Raw genomic sequence first — 15,521 nt, 5'->3', positions numbered from 1 at the left:
CCTTTCTAGCTGTCGGTAGGGCGCACGAGCGGGCGCTGGATCTTCTTCCACTCGGCGTATGTCTCGTACGCCGCACGCGTCGACTCGAGCGTCGAGGTCTCGCTGACCGGCACGTCCCACCACGATTGGCTGTCCGGCGCGTAGATCAACGGGTCGGTCTCGACGTGGATGACCGTGGTGTGCTCGTTGGCCTTGGCCACCTTGACCGCGTCGGTGAACTCGGCGGCGGTGGTCACCTTGATCACCTCAGCGCCGAGGCTTGCGGCATTGGCGGCGAGGTCGACGGGCAGCTTGGGGCCGGCCAGCCGGCCGGACTCGTCGCGGTAGCGGTAGCTCGTGCCAAACCGCTGTGAGCCCAACGATTCCGATAGCGAGCCGATCGATGCGAAGCCGTGGTTCTGCACGAGAACCACGATCACTTTCACGCCTTCCTGGACTGCGGTGACGAGTTCGGTGGCCATCATCAGATAGGAGCCGTCGCCGACCATCACGAACACGTCGCGGTCCGGCGCGGCCATCCGAACGCCGATGCCGCCGGCGACCTCATATCCCATACACGAGTAGCCGTATTCGACGTGGTAGCCCTTGCGGTCGCGGGTACGCCACAGCTTGTGCAGGTCACCCGGCATGGACCCGGCGGCGCATACGACGACGTCGCGGGGATCCGACAGCGTGTTGGCCAAGCCGATCACCTGGCTCTGGTTCAGCGCGCTGCCGTCGTCGTCGACGCGGTACGCGGCACTCACGGTGTCGTCCCACTCCCGTGCGAGTTCTGCTGTGCGTGAGCGATATTCGTCGTCGACGCGGTAGTCGCCCAACGCCGCGCCGAGCGCCTCGATGGCTTCTCGAGCGTCGGCGACGACGGACAGCGCGCCCTGCTTGACGGAGTCGAACGACGCGACGTTGATGTTGACGAACTTGACGTCGGGATTGTTGAACGCGGTGCGTGACGCGGTCGTGAAATCGCCGTAGCGGGTGCCGATTCCGATGACGACGTCGGCGTCGGCTGCCAGCGCGTTGGCGGCGGTGGTGCCGGTCGAGCCGATCGCGCCGACCGACTGCGGATGGTCGTACGGCAAGGAGCCCTTACCGGCCTGGCTCTCTCCGACCGGAATGCCCGTGCGTTCGGCGAACGCTGCCAATGTGTCGGTCGCGCCCGAGTAGATGACGCCGCCGCCGGCAACGATCAGCGGCTTGCGTGCGGAGCGGATCACCTCGGCGGCGCGCGCGATCACCGACCGCTCGGGAAGCGGACGGGCGATATGCCACGTGCGTTCGGCGAACAGCGATTCCGGCCAGTCGTAGGCCTCGGCCTGAACATCCTGGGGCAACGAGATCGTGGCGGCACCCGTCTCCACCGGGTCGGTCAGCACGCGCATCGCGCCCAGCAACGCAGCGGGCAACTGCTCGGGCCGCCACACCCGGTCGAAGAACCGCGACAGCGGCTTGAACGCGTCGTTGACGGTGACCTCGCCGTCGTGCGGCAGTTCGAGCTGCTGCAAGACCGGTGCGCTTGCGCGGGTGGCGAAGGTGTCCGACGCCAACAACAGGACGGGCAACCGGTTGATGGTGGCCAATGCGGCGCCGGTGAGCATGTTCGTCGAACCCGGGCCGATGCTGGCCGTCACGGCCCATGCCTGCAGCCGGTCCTTCTGCCGCGCATACGCCGCGGCGGTGTGCACCATGGCTTGTTCGTTGCGGCCCAACACATATCGCAGGTTGGGCTCGTTCTCGTCGACCTCTGCTTGCAGCAATGCCTGGCCGATGCCGGCCACGTTGCCGTGGCCGAAGATGCCGAAGCAGCCGGCGAAGAACTTGCTCCGTTCACCGTCGCGTTCGACGTACTGGTTGGCCAGGAAGCGAATCGTGGCCTGGCCGACCGTAAGTCGCACGGTCGGCTCCCGGTCGGGAGTCTTGAATGCAGATGCTTTGGAGACCACGTCACACTCCTCGTGAACGCAGGGGCAGCCGGGGATCGACATCCTGGTGTTCCCAAGTGCCGCGAAGCCAGGCATGTTCGGGATCGTCGACGATCTTCCAGGCCCGCTCCTCGCCAGGGCCGGCCATCACGTTCAGGTAGTACATGTGGTAGCCGGGCGCCGCGACGGACGGGCCGTGGTAGCCGTGCGGAACGAGGACGACGTCGCCGCTGCGGACCTCTTCGAGAACCTCGATCGGGCGGTCGGGTGTGCCGTAGACGCGGTGATAACCAAACCCGCGGGAATCGCCTGGGCCCGAGTCGATTTCGAAGTAGTAGATCTCCTCCAGCGCCGACTCGACCGAAGTGTTCTCGTCGTGCTTGTGTGCGGGATAGCTCGACCAGTTGCCGCCAGGTGTGATGACCTCGCAGGCGATCAGCGAGTCGGCCTCGAAGACGCCCGCGGTGCCGAAGTTGTGCACCTGGCGACTGCAGTTACCGGTGCCGCGCAGTTCGACCGGTACGTCGGCCGCGGCCACTCGACGGTTCGGCAGCTGACGCTTGGCCCTGGCCCCGCAGATCGCGAAGCGTCCCTCACCGCACAGCGTGTAGGTCTGGCCGGTGCCGACGTAGACCATGTCGGCTGGGCCGTCGAAAACCGATGCGCGCGGCGAGAGTTCGAACGCCTCGTTGTCGGCCTCGACTGTTCCCTGACCGGCCAGCGGCAGGATCATCACCTCGGTGTCAGCGCTGTCGAGGGTGAGTTCCTGCATCGACACCAGCTCCACCACCTTGAGGCCGGCCTCGGTCCAGCCGGCCGATTCTGGAGTGACGTCGACGGTGTACGGGGGAGTGGCGCTGCGCGCCGGGATGTAGTACTTGCTGTGCATGCTCTCACCTCACCATCGAGACGGCGGTCGCAACCGCGGAGCTGACGTCGTCGTCGGCGGGGTACAGCAACGTGCGGCCGACGATGAGGCCCCGCACCGACGGTAGGCCGAGTGCTTTCTCCCAGCTGGCGAACGCCTCGTCGGGATCGGCGGGATCGCCGCCGAGCAGCAGGGTCGGCAGCGTCGTGGACTCCATGACCCTGTCCATCTCGTCGACCACCGGCAGCTTCATCCAGGTGTAGGCAGACGTCGAACCCAGCCCCTGACCGATGTGGATGGACTTGATCACCGCGTCGGGGGACAGGTCGTTGCGCACCTTGCCGTCGACGCGGGTCGACATGAAGGGCTCGACCATGGCGATCAGCCCATACGAGGCGAGTTCGTCGATCGCGCGTGCACAGACTTCGAGCGTGGCGACGCTGCCAGGATCGTCAAGATCGATGCGGCACAACATCTTTCCGCCATTCATCTTGGCGGCGGCGGTGGCCTCCGCGGTCGCCGCCGTCATCCGGTCGTCGAGCTCGAACCGTGCGCCGGCCAGGCCGCCGCGGTTCATGGACGAGAACACCACCTTGTCGTCCAGCGCTCCGAGCAGCAGCAGGTCATCGAGGATGTCGGCGGTCGCCAGAACGCCGTCCACACCGGGATCGGCCAGCGCCGCGCACAGTCGGTCGAGCAGGTCGGTGCGGCTGTTCATCGCGGTAGGCCGAGAGCCAACGGCGAGGGCGCCGCGGGCGGGGTGATCGGCTGCGACGATCATCAGCCTGCCGTTGCCGCGCACCGTCGGTCGGGTGGTGCGATCCTGCCAGGCGCGCGCGATGGCGCCGGGGTCGGTGGCCCGCAGCTCGGTGATCGCGGCGTAGTCCTTACATAGGGCTTCAGACATTGACGGCCTCCACGGCGGTCTGCTCGGCCAGCTCGCTCACCTCGGCCGCGGTGGGCATGGCTGTCGAGCATTCCAGCCGCGACGCGACGATGGCACCCGCCGCATTCGCATACCGCAGTGTCTTCTCCAGCGGCCAGCCGTGCAGTAGGCCGTGACATAGGCTGCCGCCGAACGCATCTCCGGCACCGAGGCCGTTGACCACGTCGACCTCGTTGGGCGCCACCATGACCGACGACTGCCGGGACTTGCCAAGCACACCGCGGGGGCCCTGCTTGACGATGGCCAGTTCGACGCCGAAATCCAACAGTGCTTCGGCCGCCTTGCGCGGGTTGGATTCACCGACGGCGATCTCGCACTCTTCGCGGTTGCCGACGGCGACCGTCACGTGGGGCAGCGCTTTCTGTACTTGTTCGGTGGCCGCGGCGGGCGACTCCCAGAACATCGGCCGGTAGTCCAGGTCGAGCACGGTGAACGGTTTGCGCTGGCGTGCCTCCCATGCGGCGAAATGTGCGCTGCGGCTTGGCTCTTCGGACAAGCCTGTCACAGTCGACCAGTACAGTCGCGCCGAGCGCACCGCGTCGGCATCGATCTCGTCGGGACGCACTTGCAGATCGGGGGCGCTGGGGCGGCGGTAGAAGTAGAGCGGGAAGTTGTCCGGAGGGAAGATCTCGCAGAACGTGACCGGCGTCGGATATGCGTCGTGGGTCGCCACGTAGCGGTTGTCGACACCCAGCCTCGCGAGCTCGCCGCGCACGAACCTGCCGAACGGGTCGTCGCCGACGCCGGAGATCAGCGCGGCGCGGTTGCCAAGGCGGGCGGCGGCCACCGTGACGTTGGCGGCGCTGCCACCCAGGAACTTGCCGAAGGTTTGGACGTCCTCCAGGCCCACGCCGATTTGCAGGGGATAGATGTCGACGCCGCAGCGCCCGATGGCGAGGACGTCAAAAGCCTGCGTGCTACTCAAAGTCGGCCTTCCGAAGGTAGGTGATTGCTCGATATCGACTGTGCCCCGCGTCACTCGGCCCTGTCAATAGTTTGTCCTGACATTCTATCTTTCGATCATGCGATGTTAGGATGCAGCTACTGTTATCTGGTCCAACCCGAGATCGGAGACGACGTGCCCCTGACGGTGGAGCTCGACAGGTCCAGCCCTGTGCCTCTCTACTATCAGCTCGCGCAAGCGATTGAGGCGGCGATCCGCGACGGCGAGCTGGCGCCCGGTGACCGTTTCGAAAACGAGTTGGCCCTGGCAAAGCGGCTGACCTTGTCGCGGCCGACCACTCGCCGCGCCATCCAGGAACTCGTCGACAAGGGCCTGCTCGTGCGCAAGCGCGGAGTGGGCACGCAGGTGGTGCAGAATCCCGTGCACCGCCGCGTCGAGCTGACGAGCCTTTTCGACGACCTGGCCCGCGCCGGCCAGGAGCCGACCACGAAACTTCTCGACTACCGCGTCGGCCCTCCCGACGAAGAGGTCGCCCGCGAGCTCAGTCTGTCCAGCGACCGTGACGTCGTGTCCATTCACCGGCTTCGGTGCGCCAACGGCGAGCCGCTGGCCGTGATGACCAATCACCTGCCGGTCGAGATCGCGCCGGATGCCGACGAGCTCGAGAGCAACGGGCTGTACCAGGCGCTGCGTGCGCGTGGTGTGCACATTCGGCTGGCGCGCCAGCGGATTGGCGCGCGGGGCGCCACCCGATCCGAGGCGAAACTTCTGGACGAGAAACCCAACGCGCCACTGCTGACCATGTCGCGCACCGCGTTCGACGACTCGGGCAGCGCGGTGGAATTCGGCATGCACTGCTACCGCGCGTCGCGCTACTACTTCGACACCACGCTGGTTGATCGCTAACCATCTTCCGCGAACAGACGGAAAGCTCCCCCGACACGCCGGAAAATGGCGCCTTTTGCGTCTGCTCGCACAACTAGCCGAACGCGCTTCGGAACGCTTCCAGTGCGGCGACACTGTCGTCCGACGCCCAGGCCTCCATCCCCACGGTGCCCGCAAAGCCCATGTCCCGCAACGCCTTCGCGATCGCCGGATAGTTGATTTCGCCGGTGCCCGGTTCGCAGCGGCCTGGCACGTCGGCGACCTGAATTTCGCCGATCGCCGCGCCGCAGCGGCGCACCAACTCGATGAGATTCCCTTCGCCGATCTGCGCGTGGTACAGGTCGAGCATCATCTTCACATTCGGATGGTCGACGGCCTCGACCAAAGCAAGCGTGTCCTTCGCGCGAGCCAGCGGAACGCCGGGATGGTCGACGATTGTGTTGAGGTTCTCCACGCAGAACGTCACAGCGGCCGCCGCGCCGAGCTCGCCGATGCGCTCCAGCGTGCGGATCGCCGTCGCCCACATCTCGCCGGTCGCCCGGTACCGCGGGCGGGCCGCCTTCCCGTCCACCAGCTCGGCGGTGTGCAGATTGAGCCGCGGGATGCCAAGTGTTTCAGCCGCTTTGATCGACAGCTCGGCAGTGCGCACTACCTCGTCGGCGGTCTGCGGATCGATCAGGTCACCGTGCAGGTATCCGGTCATCGACGAGAACCGCGCGCCCGTGCCTGCCAGCGCCTGCAGGTCCTTGTCGTGCCAGCTCCAGATCTCGACCGCGAAGCCCATGTCGTCGATGCGCCTGATCCGGTCGACGATCGGCAGGTCGGTGAAGACCATCTCTGAGCAGACCGCTAGCTCCAGCTCGCTCATGGCTTTGTCACCTCTCTCGCCCTGACCAGCATGGACGGCACCCTAACATTTGATATGCAGTCCTAATGTCCGAACAAAGTATTGACTTTCGGGTGTGAGCCGTATTACATCGACTTTTGAGGGGCGTGTCGCGCCGCACTCTAGAGCGAGGAGAAACAATGAGGTTCAGCCGGCTCGCGGCAATCGCCGGGGCGAGCGTGCTCGTGGTTGGGATCGCGTCCTGTTCAAGCACCGGGGGCAAGCCCCGCGAGACGGGCAACGGCATGGGGGCCGGCACCGCGAACACGCCGCGCGCGACGGTCGCGATGATCACCCACGAGGTGCCCGGCGACTCATTCTGGGATCTGATCCGCAAGGGTGCCCAGGCTGCGGCCGACAAGGACAACATCGAGCTGCGTTACTCCAACGATCCTGAGGCGCCGAACCAGGCGAACCTGGTGCAAAGCGCCATCGACAGCAAGGTCAACGGCATCGCCCTGACGCTGGCCAAACCGGACGCGATGGCACCCGCCGTCAAGGCCGCGCTGAACGCGGGCATTCCCGTCGTCGCGTTCAACTCGGGCTTCGACAACTGGAAGGCGATGGGCGTGCAGGAGTACTTCGGGCAAGACGAGAAGCTCGCCGGGATCTCCGCGGGCGAACGTCTCAACGCGGACGGCGCCAAGAAGGTCATCTGCGTCATCCAGGAGCAGGGCCAGGTGGCGCTCGAATCACGCTGCGCCGGTGTGAAGCAGGGCTTCAAAGGGCAGTCCGAGATCCTGAACGTCAACAGCAAGGACATGCCATCGGTGGAATCGACCATCACCGCCAAGCTTCAGCAGGATCCGTCCGTCGACCACGTTGTCGCGCTGGGCGCGCCGATCGCGTTGGCCGCAGTGCAGTCCGTCGGCAATGCCGGTAGTTCGGCGAAGGTCGTCACGTTCGACACCAATGCCGCGCTCGTCGACGCGATCAAGGGCGGCAAGGTGCAGTGGGCGGTCGACCAGCAGCCCTTCCTGCAGGGGTATCTGGCCATCGACTCACTGTGGCTGTATCTGAACAACAAGAACCTGGTCGGTGGCGGACAAGCCACCCTGACCGGCCCGTCGTTCATCGATCAGACGAACATCGATGCCGTTTCCGAGTTGGCCAAGTCCGGGACCCGATGAGCCGCCGCGCAGGAAAGAGCGAAGCATGACAACCACACCCGACGTCGACGTCGCCAGTCACAAGATCGTTCGCGACGAACGAATCAAGGAACGAAACCGTGCGCAACGCTTGCTCATTCGCCCCGAGATGGGCGCGGCGATCGGTGCGGTCGCGATATTCGTCTTCTTCCTCATCGTCGCCCCACCGTTCCGCGCGCCGGAGGCGCTGGCGACCGTGCTGTACGCCAGCTCGACGATCGGGATCATGGCGTGCGCGGTCGCGCTGCTGATGATCGGTGGCGAGTTCGACCTGTCGTCGGGCGTTGCCGTGACCACGAGTTCGCTTGCGGCCTCGATGCTGGCCTACAACCTGCATTTGAACCTGTGGGCAGGAGCGGCGCTGGCACTGATAGTCGCCTTGGCCATCGGATTCTTCAACGGGTACTTGGTGATGAAGACCAAGATCCCAAGCTTTTTGATCACGTTGGGCACGCTGCTGATGCTCACGGGCATCAATCTCGCAGTGACCAAACTCATTTCGGGTCAGGTCGCGACGCCGAGCGTGAACGACATGCAGGGCTGGGATTCCGCGCAGAAGGTGTTCTCGTCGACGTGGTCGATCTTCGGCGTCGACGTGCGCATCACCGTGTTCTGGTGGCTGCTGTTCACTGCCGTCGCCACCTATGTCTTGTTCAAGACTCGCATCGGCAACTGGATATTCGCCGTCGGCGGAGACCAGGAAAGCGCACGGGCCGTTGGCGTTCCGGTGACGATGGTGAAGATCGGCCTGTTCATGTTCGTCGGCTTCTGCGCCTGGTTCGCCGGGATGCATCTGCTGTTCTCGTTCAATACCGTGCAGTCCGGTCAGGGCGTCGGCAACGAATTCATCTACATCATCGCCGCAGTGATCGGCGGCTGCCTGTTGACCGGTGGTTATGGCACGGCGATCGGCGCGGCAATCGGTGCGTTCATCTTCGGCATGGTGCAACAGGGCATCGTGTACGCAGGCTGGAATCCCGACTGGTTCAAGTTCTTCATGGGCGTGATGCTGCTGTTCGCGGTGATCGCCAACAACGCATTCCGCAACTACGCCGCGAAGAGGTGACCGATGACTGCAACAGTCGATCGTCCTGTGGATGAAGCCCCGTCCGGTGGCAAGGTGCCGTTGGTCGAATTGAAGAATGTCTCCAAGACATACGGCAATATCACTGCGCTCAAAGACATCTCGCTACGCGTGCATGCCGGTCAGGTCACAGGGATCCTGGGCGACAACGGTGCAGGCAAGTCGACGCTGATCAAGATCATCGCCGGCTACCACCCACAGACTGACGGTGAGTTGCTCGTCGACGGCGAGTCGACCAGGTTCGGCTCTCCAAAAGATTCGCTCGGTAAGGGCATCGCGACGGTCTATCAGAACCTCGCAGTGGTGCCGCTAATGCCGGTGTGGCGCAACTTCTTCCTGGGGCAGGAAATCCGGAAGAAGGGTTTCCCGTGGTCGCTGGACTCCAACGCGATGCGCGCCACCACACTGACCGAGCTGTCGAAGATGGGAATCGACCTGCCCGACGTCGACGTGCCGATCGGCTCGTTGTCGGGCGGCCAGCGGCAGTGCGTAGCGATCGCTCGGGCGGTGTTCTTCGGTGCGCGGGTGCTGATTCTCGACGAGCCGACGGCCGCCCTCGGCGTCAAGCAGTCGGGCGTGGTGCTGAAGTACATCACCGCGGCCAAGGAAGCCGGTTTCGGTGTGGTGTTCATCACGCACAACCCGCACCATGCGCACATGGTGGGCGACCACTTCGTCCTGCTCAACCGCGGTCGTCAGAAGCTCGATTGCACGTACGACGACATCACGCTTGAGCACCTCACGCAGGAGATGGCGGGTGGCGACGAGCTCGAGGCGCTGTCTCACGAATTGCGCGGTAAAGGCACATAACACCAGGTCACAGTTCGGCGTCAATTCACCGTAGCGACATCGGTTGGCAGCGTGCCATCGCAGCCCGCGTCGCGCCGAGACGGCACAATGGGAATCGTGCACATAGAACCTGAATCGAAAGCTCGCACGCACCTGTGGCGTGACCCGCTGTCGGTGGGGTGGCGGGCACATCGCAATCTGTTGATGCTGCGGCTTCGGTGGCACGAACGGCGTGCCGCGCCCGCGAGCAATCGGAGACGCCCGCTGAGCAAGGCGCATCCCCCGCGTCGGCGCGTCCCCGGCGTCGGCACCGCCGCAGCGGAGTAATCGACCGGGCCTACGCCGTGCCGGTGTCCGGGCGCACGATCCTCGCGAGTTCGTCGCGATCCGCGGCGTCGAGCTTGATGCAGGCGCGGTAGATGTGGCCCTCAACCGTGCGAACGGACACGGTCAGCTGGTCGGCAATCTCGCGGTTAGACAGTCCCGCCGCGACCAGCCCAGCGACCTCGCGCTCCCGCGAGGACACCGGCAGGGGTCGGGCCGCCGACCGGATGGCGGGCGTGGCCGCGCCACCGCATTGGGCCGCTAGCCGCAGTGCGCGCGCTGAAGACGCCGAACTCTTGGATCGTTCACCGGCGCGGTCGTGTAGCGGGACGGCCTGCGCCGCCGAATCCGCCGCCGACAACATCAATCCGGCGGCTTCGAACTCGGCGCTGATCACGTCAAGAGCCTGGGCGTCACGGTCCGCGACGGCCGCAGCGTGACGGGCTTGCAGCGCGATAACGGGGCCGCTCACGCGGTCGCCGAGCGCCGCCAAGCGACCCGCAACGGTGCGGTCACCGAATCTGGCGGCGTGGTGCAACGCCTCTGCCTCTACCGCGTACTGACCCGATCGGTGCGCCAAATCTGCTGCCTCACGGGCTAATTCGATTCCCGAACGCTCGCCAGTCTTGGCCGCGGCCAGGCATGCCTTGGCGATCAGCCGGTGAGGTTCGTGAAGCGCGACGAACGGTCCGCTGTGTTCTTTGGCATCGGCCAGCACACGCTCGGCCTGCTCGATGTTGCCCATCGCCGCGTACGCGCGGGCCAGCAACAGCCGTGCCGGCAGCCGCCACGGCAGCGACGCTTCGGCCGCCAACGCGGCGAGGGCCTGCTCGATGGCGGAGATGGCCTCGAGAAAGCGGCCGCGATGCGTGGCGACCAGGCCGGACGTGATCTTGGCGATCGCCCATCCCAGGAATTGGCCTTCCGACGAGAACTGCTCGTAATCGGCGGCGCGCTGGTCGGCGACATCCAGTTCGCCGGCGTAGGTCAGCGCGAGAACGTCGCAGTAGCGAACCATGACGCGGATCATGCCGTCGGTCGCCTTCTGCTCAGAGCGGCACCGTGCCGAGATCGGTTCGAAGTCACCTCCACGGCCGGCGACCGGCATCGCCAGTCCCGCGGCGAATGCCGCAAAGTCAACCGCCTGTTTCGGAGCATGCGGGTCGGACAGCACAGCTTGGGCCGCCGCAATGCCTTCGTCGATCTTGTTCTCGTGCACCGCCATTGCGGATCCGGTTGCCTCGACGACGAGCTTGAGGCTGGGGTGTTGGACGCGTTCGCGTAGCAGGTCCAGCACTTGGTGGGCCCGTTCGACTTCGCCCATGGACCAGAACAGGATGGACAGGCGCGGAATGCCCCACAACACGACCTGCAGCTCGTCAAGGTCGTCGGGCGAAAACTGCGCGAGGACTTTTTCGGCTTCCACCGGATGGCCCTGCCACAGCAGTGCGCGCGACAACAGTTCGGCGGCTTGCAGTCCGCCATCGCGCTCAAACGCGGCCCTGGCGAGATGTTCGCCTAGCGGAACGTTGGACAGGAAGATCGCATCCTTGGTCGCCGCGATCAGAAGGTCTGTGTCTACCGGTTGATCGCTGTCGATGGACAGCTGAGCCAGTCGAAGACGGTTGGCGGCGGTGTCCAGTTCTTGGTGGCGCAGCACTTTGACGATGTGTCCGCGGAGTCGGCGCGCGGACGCGGTCCCCACACGACGCCGCACGACGTCGCCGTACAGCGGGTGACTGAACCGGGCATTGAGTGACGGGCCGTCCTGCGCAATGCGGATCAGCCCGCCGACTTCGGCGGCATCGACGGCATCTTCGCCTGCCAGTTCGGACAGCGCGTCGATGTCGAGCGGCTCGCACAGCGCGAGGAACTTCAGTGCGTTCACCACGTCGTCGCCGGCGTGATCGAGGCGATCCTCAAGCAGCGCAGCGAGACCGGACGGGACGACCGCTCGTCCGCGCAGTTGCCAGACTCCGTCGACCTCGGTGAGGGAGCCGGCATCGACTGCGCCCTCGACCATATGGCGCAGGAACAGCGGATTACCGCCGGACGCGTCCCACATGACGTCGGCCGAAAGGCCTTCCAGCGTCCCGCCGAGAACGGCCTCGACCAGCGAGATGCTCTGCTCTTTGGAGAACGGCATCAGCTCAAAACGCCGGAGGTGGTTGTCTTTCCACAATGCGGTGACGGCGTCGGGTACCGGTTCTCCACTGCGCACGGTCGCCACGATGTGGCCCGCTCGCTCGATCGCTATCTGATGTATCAGCGTCGACGAGAGCTGGTCGAGAAGATGCGCATCATCGACCCCGATCACGGTCCCGGGGCGTTCGAGGATCGACGCGCGCGCGGCGGCCAGAAGGGCGACCGGGTCACGCGATCCGGACGGCGGTATCCGGTGAGCGAACACGCCGAGCGGGATGCTGCGCGATGACTCGGTGCAGCCGACCCACTGCACGTCCGAACCCAGTGACGCGGTAACCGCGCGAGCAAGGGTGGTTTTGCCGACGCCGGCGGCCCCGACCAAAACGACGCCGCCTCCAGTGCCGGTCACTGTGGACCGAATCGCGTCGAACTCCGCCGGGCGATCAAGCAATTGCCAGCGCGCCGCCATGGAGCAGAGTTTAGGTTGCCGGGGCGGACAGTGCTTTGCGAATGGCACGCACGGCGTCCAGCGAATTTGCTGCTAGTCGGGTAGCTCCGAGATATCGGTGGGTTCCACCCGCGCGACGTTGTTCACGCGGTGCCGGAAGTCGCTCGACGCCTCGTAGACCAGCTTTTTTAGCCGATTGATCGATCCGAGGGGGCGGTGAGCCGCCAGCCCGCGCCACGAGTTGTACGACAACACGTCATCACCGAAGGCTCGACGGGTATCGGTGCAGGGGTTCTGTTCACCGAACGTGATCTTGGCGACGCCGATGTGGGGGGATTCCTCCTCGGGCCACGCCACGGTCGCATCCTCGATGGGCATCGTCACGGGATTGGTGCACAGCTGCACCCGCAGTTCGTACTCGGCGCTGTTCTTGGTGAAGAAATCGAGCACCATGTCACGGAAGGCTTCCGGTCCTGCGTCGGCCGGCACGGGTTGGCCAACGAATGCCTTGACGTTGTCCGACAACGGCGCCAGAAGCAGTTTGGCGACGTAGTTGCCGTGCCGCAGCGGCGCCGACGAGAAGAACGTCAAACCCAGAATGTGGGTGTTGGGATGGCTGAACAGGTCCAATGTCGCCGGCAGGGATCCGCCGAAGAATTCGAGGATCGGCCGGATCTTGCCCAGCACTTCCCCGAAGAGCTTGAGGACGGAGTCCGGCAGGCGCGCCAGCAGAACGGCGAACGGCATGCCGCGCTTGAGGTAGGCGTGTGCGTCGGGGAACGGGAACTCGCGGTGGGTGACGAGGATGAAGTCCTGTGTCGTCGCGGTGTCGTCGGCCAGCGACCGTTCGCCCTTCACCCCAAGCACTTTGATCCCGAGACCGCGGATGCCGCGCGTCTCGTCGCTGCGGAGGGCGCCGGAGGTGCTGGATAGCCTGGCGATGACCGGATACGGCCCCGGTGTCGCGAAGAGTCCCTGGCGATACGGCTCCGGCAGGTCCGGGTAGATGGTCAGTTCGCCGCGCAGGATGCCGTGGCTCTTGGCGTGCGCATCGCGGATGCCGTGACGATATTTCTTGAACGCCCACCGGTTGTTGCCTGCGAGCTTGTCGGCGATCTGCTTGACGAGCTGATCTTCGTCGGGCCGGGGCTGCTCCAAGTTGTCCCAATACGGGACGAACCTCGAGTCGAGGGATTGCGCTACGTCGGTCATCGTGAGTTCCCTTCGTTCCAGACCGGCACCCACGGCGCAAACGGGTTCTTGACGCCGCGCAGGGCGGGCTCCAGCGACGGAAAGTGGCGCAGGAGCACGTCTCGCATCGTGTTGTTCTTGACCCAATCCATGCCGGCCTGGGTGTAGATCTCGGGGCGAAAGTCGGTGGTGAAGAAGCGATCGCTTTCCAGGCGCCGCGACGCCATCAACACGAAGACACGAAAAGCGGTGTCGCTGAACCCAAATCCCGGCGGCTTGGGCTCTGCGTACATACCGATCATCAAGTCGACGCGCTCGACGTCGCCGTAGATCCGCCGCAGTTCTTCCGCCCACACGGGGTTGTCGGTGAGCTCTTCGAACGTGGAAGCGGGTTTTAGGCGGAACATTCGCCGGAATTCGTTGTACCGCGGGACTCCGCGCTCGCGGACCCGAAGGACGTCGATGGCCGCAAGGTCGACGAGGGAGTCATCGAACTTGCGGAACTCCTGCATGTGTCGCGGGAAGTTGTGCAGCGTGATGGCACCGGGATTCGACCGGCCGAACGAATAGAAGATGTCGGCCATCGACAGCTCCGTGAGCCGCTGACGGACGTGGTTCACCGTCAGATCGGGCAATTCGTGGCTCGCAAGTTCCGAGTCGTCGGCCACGGAGCGGAAGACGTAGTCGTCGGGCATCAGCGGATGCATCCGGTAGACCGCGACGAACTCCTCGGTCAGTGAATAGGGCACACCGTGATCGTTGGTCGGTGATCCCGGTATGCCGTGCAGAATTTCGCTGTCGCTGAGCCGTCCGAACCGCTTGCTGAATCTCTCGCCGAGAACGCCAAACCAGTTGGCGCGCAGGGCGAAGACTGTGGTCGGGTGCGCGATGATCGCAGGCGTCCAGTCGACCGTGTGAATCTTGGCCATCAATGCCGCGTTGACAAGTCGCGCCTTGTCGTAGAGCTCTTGATCGTTCATCTCGGGATATTTCGCCGCGAGGTGGTCGCATATCGCGTTGTGTTCGCGCATGAACAGCGAGTGCAGGATCGCCAGACCCAGCCAGAAGTTGCCCGCAGGCCCGTTCGGATCCAGGAACTGGTCACTTTCCAAAGGAGCCAGCCCTTGTGAGTCGATGTGTAGATGACCGCATTGCCACGTGCGAACGGCCTCCGCGAAATCCTTTGTTGTACCGTAGATCTGCGATCCATCCCACCAATGGCTGTCCCGGGTTACGAATGTCGTCGGCCCCCAGCCGTCCGGTTGGGGATCGGGCTCTGTCCGCTTGATGGTCATCGGCGGCGTCGGCCACGGATCGTCGGATTCAAGGGGAATATCGAACGGCTGAGCGTCGAGCGAGCCGTGACTCAACCAGTCGTGCACCTCGAACTGGATCCACGCCGCGGCGAGCATATTCAACGTGGTGGCGGGCTGGAACTCTTCGCGGGTAAGGAGGCGACGGCTGATCAGGCGCGGGTTGGGGTCCAGTAACTGCTCGGGCTCCTCGCGGTACACGTGAGTCAGCGGGACATTGCGGCCGAATCGGCATCCGACTGCCCCAACGAGGGGATCGTCGAGGTTGTTGTAGGCCCCGGTGATCGTCCGGGCGCCGACGTGGCTCGCGGCATCGGGGTCGTCGGCGCCGGACTCCTGGGAGTTGGGGTTGCGGGTGTCGTGGAGATTCTTCGCCCGCAGCTGGGCGCGAAGTCCGATCAACACCGGTACCGCCAGCACGGTCGGCAACTTCGACCAGCCGACGAATTGATCCACCTTGCCGGCGACCCATGACAGGAGCCGGGCCAGCACCCTAATCATCACGCTGCCCCCTGTGTCGTTGTCTGTAACTGCGATCTTTGCAGCAGGAAAGACAAGACACGCGCGTAGTGCACTACTCGATTTTCCTGGATCCGCTTTGTTATCCAGCCCGCGAACATGCCGGTGCCAGCAACGTCGCGTGAAAAAGCGGCGCAACATAGCGCACACAC

13 protein-coding genes are annotated in these 15,521 nt (G+C 64.9%); 5 read left to right on the top strand and 8 right to left on the bottom strand.

The window, feature by feature from the left end; genetic code table 11:
* Nucleotides 1-5: 5 nt before the first annotated feature.
* From iolD to iolC, 4 genes are read right to left on the bottom strand one after another with little or no spacing between them, the layout of a single operon-like run.
* On the bottom strand, nucleotides 6-1,940 hold the full coding sequence (gene iolD / locus ACWW36_RS27850) for a 3D-(3,5/4)-trihydroxycyclohexane-1,2-dione acylhydrolase (decyclizing) (protein ID WP_456139146.1): 1,935 nt from the start codon (nucleotides 1,938-1,940) through the stop codon (nucleotides 6-8).
* 1 nt (nucleotide 1,941) lies between these two features.
* On the bottom strand, nucleotides 1,942-2,808 hold the full coding sequence (iolB, locus tag ACWW36_RS27845) for a 5-deoxy-glucuronate isomerase (protein ID WP_456139145.1): 867 nt from the start codon (nucleotides 2,806-2,808) through the stop codon (nucleotides 1,942-1,944).
* 4 nt (nucleotides 2,809-2,812) lie between these two features.
* Nucleotides 2,813-3,694, bottom strand: a complete 882-nt coding sequence (locus ACWW36_RS27840) for a Cgl0159 family (beta/alpha)8-fold protein (protein ID WP_456139144.1) — start codon at nucleotides 3,692-3,694, stop codon at nucleotides 2,813-2,815.
* The gene (gene iolC, locus ACWW36_RS27835) at nucleotides 3,687-4,658 is read right to left on the bottom strand and encodes a 5-dehydro-2-deoxygluconokinase (protein ID WP_456139143.1); all 972 of its coding nucleotides are present in this window, start codon (nucleotides 4,656-4,658) and stop codon (nucleotides 3,687-3,689) included. Before iolC ends, ACWW36_RS27840 begins: the two co-directional genes overlap by 8 nt.
* 102 nt (nucleotides 4,659-4,760) lie before the next feature.
* On the opposite strand from iolC, the gene ACWW36_RS27830 reads away from it, so the two are divergent.
* On the top strand, nucleotides 4,761-5,543 hold the full coding sequence (locus ACWW36_RS27830; protein ID WP_456139142.1) for a GntR family transcriptional regulator: 783 nt from the start codon (nucleotides 4,761-4,763) through the stop codon (nucleotides 5,541-5,543).
* 73 nt (nucleotides 5,544-5,616) lie between these two features.
* On the opposite strand, the gene ACWW36_RS27825 is transcribed toward ACWW36_RS27830, so the two are convergent.
* On the bottom strand, nucleotides 5,617-6,390 hold the full coding sequence (locus ACWW36_RS27825; protein WP_456139141.1) for a TIM barrel protein: 774 nt from the start codon (nucleotides 6,388-6,390) through the stop codon (nucleotides 5,617-5,619).
* A 158-nt stretch (nucleotides 6,391-6,548) separates the two neighbouring features.
* On the opposite strand from ACWW36_RS27825, the gene ACWW36_RS27820 reads away from it, so the two are divergent.
* The 4 genes from ACWW36_RS27820 to ACWW36_RS27805 all read left to right on the top strand — a co-directional run bounded on the left by ACWW36_RS27820 (nucleotide 6,549) and on the right by ACWW36_RS27805 (nucleotide 9,756).
* On the top strand, nucleotides 6,549-7,538 hold the full coding sequence (locus ACWW36_RS27820; RefSeq protein WP_456139140.1) for a substrate-binding domain-containing protein: 990 nt from the start codon (nucleotides 6,549-6,551) through the stop codon (nucleotides 7,536-7,538).
* A gap of 25 nt (nucleotides 7,539-7,563) precedes the next feature.
* Nucleotides 7,564-8,622 carry an ABC transporter permease gene (locus ACWW36_RS27815; RefSeq protein ID WP_456139139.1) on the top strand — a complete coding sequence of 353 codons (1,059 nt, stop codon included), beginning with the start codon at nucleotides 7,564-7,566 and terminating at the stop codon, nucleotides 8,620-8,622.
* A 3-nt stretch (nucleotides 8,623-8,625) separates the two neighbouring features.
* Nucleotides 8,626-9,450: an ATP-binding cassette domain-containing protein gene (locus ACWW36_RS27810; RefSeq protein ID WP_456139138.1), complete on the top strand. Its 825-nt coding sequence runs from the start codon at nucleotides 8,626-8,628 to the stop codon at nucleotides 9,448-9,450.
* A 96-nt stretch (nucleotides 9,451-9,546) separates the two neighbouring features.
* The gene (locus ACWW36_RS27805; protein WP_456139137.1) at nucleotides 9,547-9,756 is read left to right on the top strand and encodes a hypothetical protein; all 210 of its coding nucleotides are present in this window, start codon (nucleotides 9,547-9,549) and stop codon (nucleotides 9,754-9,756) included.
* Between the two features lie 10 nt (nucleotides 9,757-9,766).
* Here the strand turns inward: ACWW36_RS27805 and ACWW36_RS27800 are convergent, their stop codons facing one another.
* From ACWW36_RS27800 to ACWW36_RS27790, 3 genes are all read right to left on the bottom strand, one after another.
* Nucleotides 9,767-12,367 carry a LuxR C-terminal-related transcriptional regulator gene (locus tag ACWW36_RS27800; protein ID WP_456139136.1) on the bottom strand — a complete coding sequence of 867 codons (2,601 nt, stop codon included), beginning with the start codon at nucleotides 12,365-12,367 and terminating at the stop codon, nucleotides 9,767-9,769.
* 72 nt (nucleotides 12,368-12,439) lie between these two features.
* Complete coding sequence (locus ACWW36_RS27795) at nucleotides 12,440-13,558, bottom strand: catalase family protein (protein ID WP_456139135.1); 1,119 nt, start codon at nucleotides 13,556-13,558, stop codon at nucleotides 12,440-12,442.
* On the bottom strand, nucleotides 13,555-15,351 hold the full coding sequence (locus ACWW36_RS27790) for a peroxidase family protein (RefSeq protein ID WP_456139134.1): 1,797 nt from the start codon (nucleotides 15,349-15,351) through the stop codon (nucleotides 13,555-13,557). The genes ACWW36_RS27795 and ACWW36_RS27790 overlap by 4 nt, the downstream gene beginning before the upstream one ends.
* Nucleotides 15,352-15,521: the final 170 nt, after the last annotated feature.

Source organism: Mycobacterium sp. MMS18-G62 (assembly GCF_053877835.1).
This window is presented reverse-complemented; position numbering and strand designations above follow the sequence as displayed.

Coding starts and splice junctions, on each gene's coding strand:
- ACWW36_RS27815 (WP_456139139.1), top strand. CDS start 7,564: ATGACAACCACACCCGACGTCGACGTCGCCAGTCACAAGATCGTTCGC.
- ACWW36_RS27825 (WP_456139141.1), bottom strand. CDS start 6,390: ATGAGCGAGCTGGAGCTAGCGGTCTGCTCAGAGATGGTCTTCACCGAC.
- iolB (WP_456139145.1), bottom strand. CDS start 2,808: ATGCACAGCAAGTACTACATCCCGGCGCGCAGCGCCACTCCCCCGTAC.
- ACWW36_RS27790 (WP_456139134.1), bottom strand. CDS start 15,351: ATGATTAGGGTGCTGGCCCGGCTCCTGTCATGGGTCGCCGGCAAGGTG.
- ACWW36_RS27810 (WP_456139138.1), top strand. CDS start 8,626: ATGACTGCAACAGTCGATCGTCCTGTGGATGAAGCCCCGTCCGGTGGC.
- ACWW36_RS27800 (WP_456139136.1), bottom strand. CDS start 12,367: ATGGCGGCGCGCTGGCAATTGCTTGATCGCCCGGCGGAGTTCGACGCG.
- ACWW36_RS27830 (WP_456139142.1), top strand. CDS start 4,761: ATGTTAGGATGCAGCTACTGTTATCTGGTCCAACCCGAGATCGGAGAC.
- ACWW36_RS27820 (WP_456139140.1), top strand. CDS start 6,549: ATGAGGTTCAGCCGGCTCGCGGCAATCGCCGGGGCGAGCGTGCTCGTG.
- ACWW36_RS27840 (WP_456139144.1), bottom strand. CDS start 3,694: ATGTCTGAAGCCCTATGTAAGGACTACGCCGCGATCACCGAGCTGCGG.
- ACWW36_RS27795 (WP_456139135.1), bottom strand. CDS start 13,558: ATGACCGACGTAGCGCAATCCCTCGACTCGAGGTTCGTCCCGTATTGG.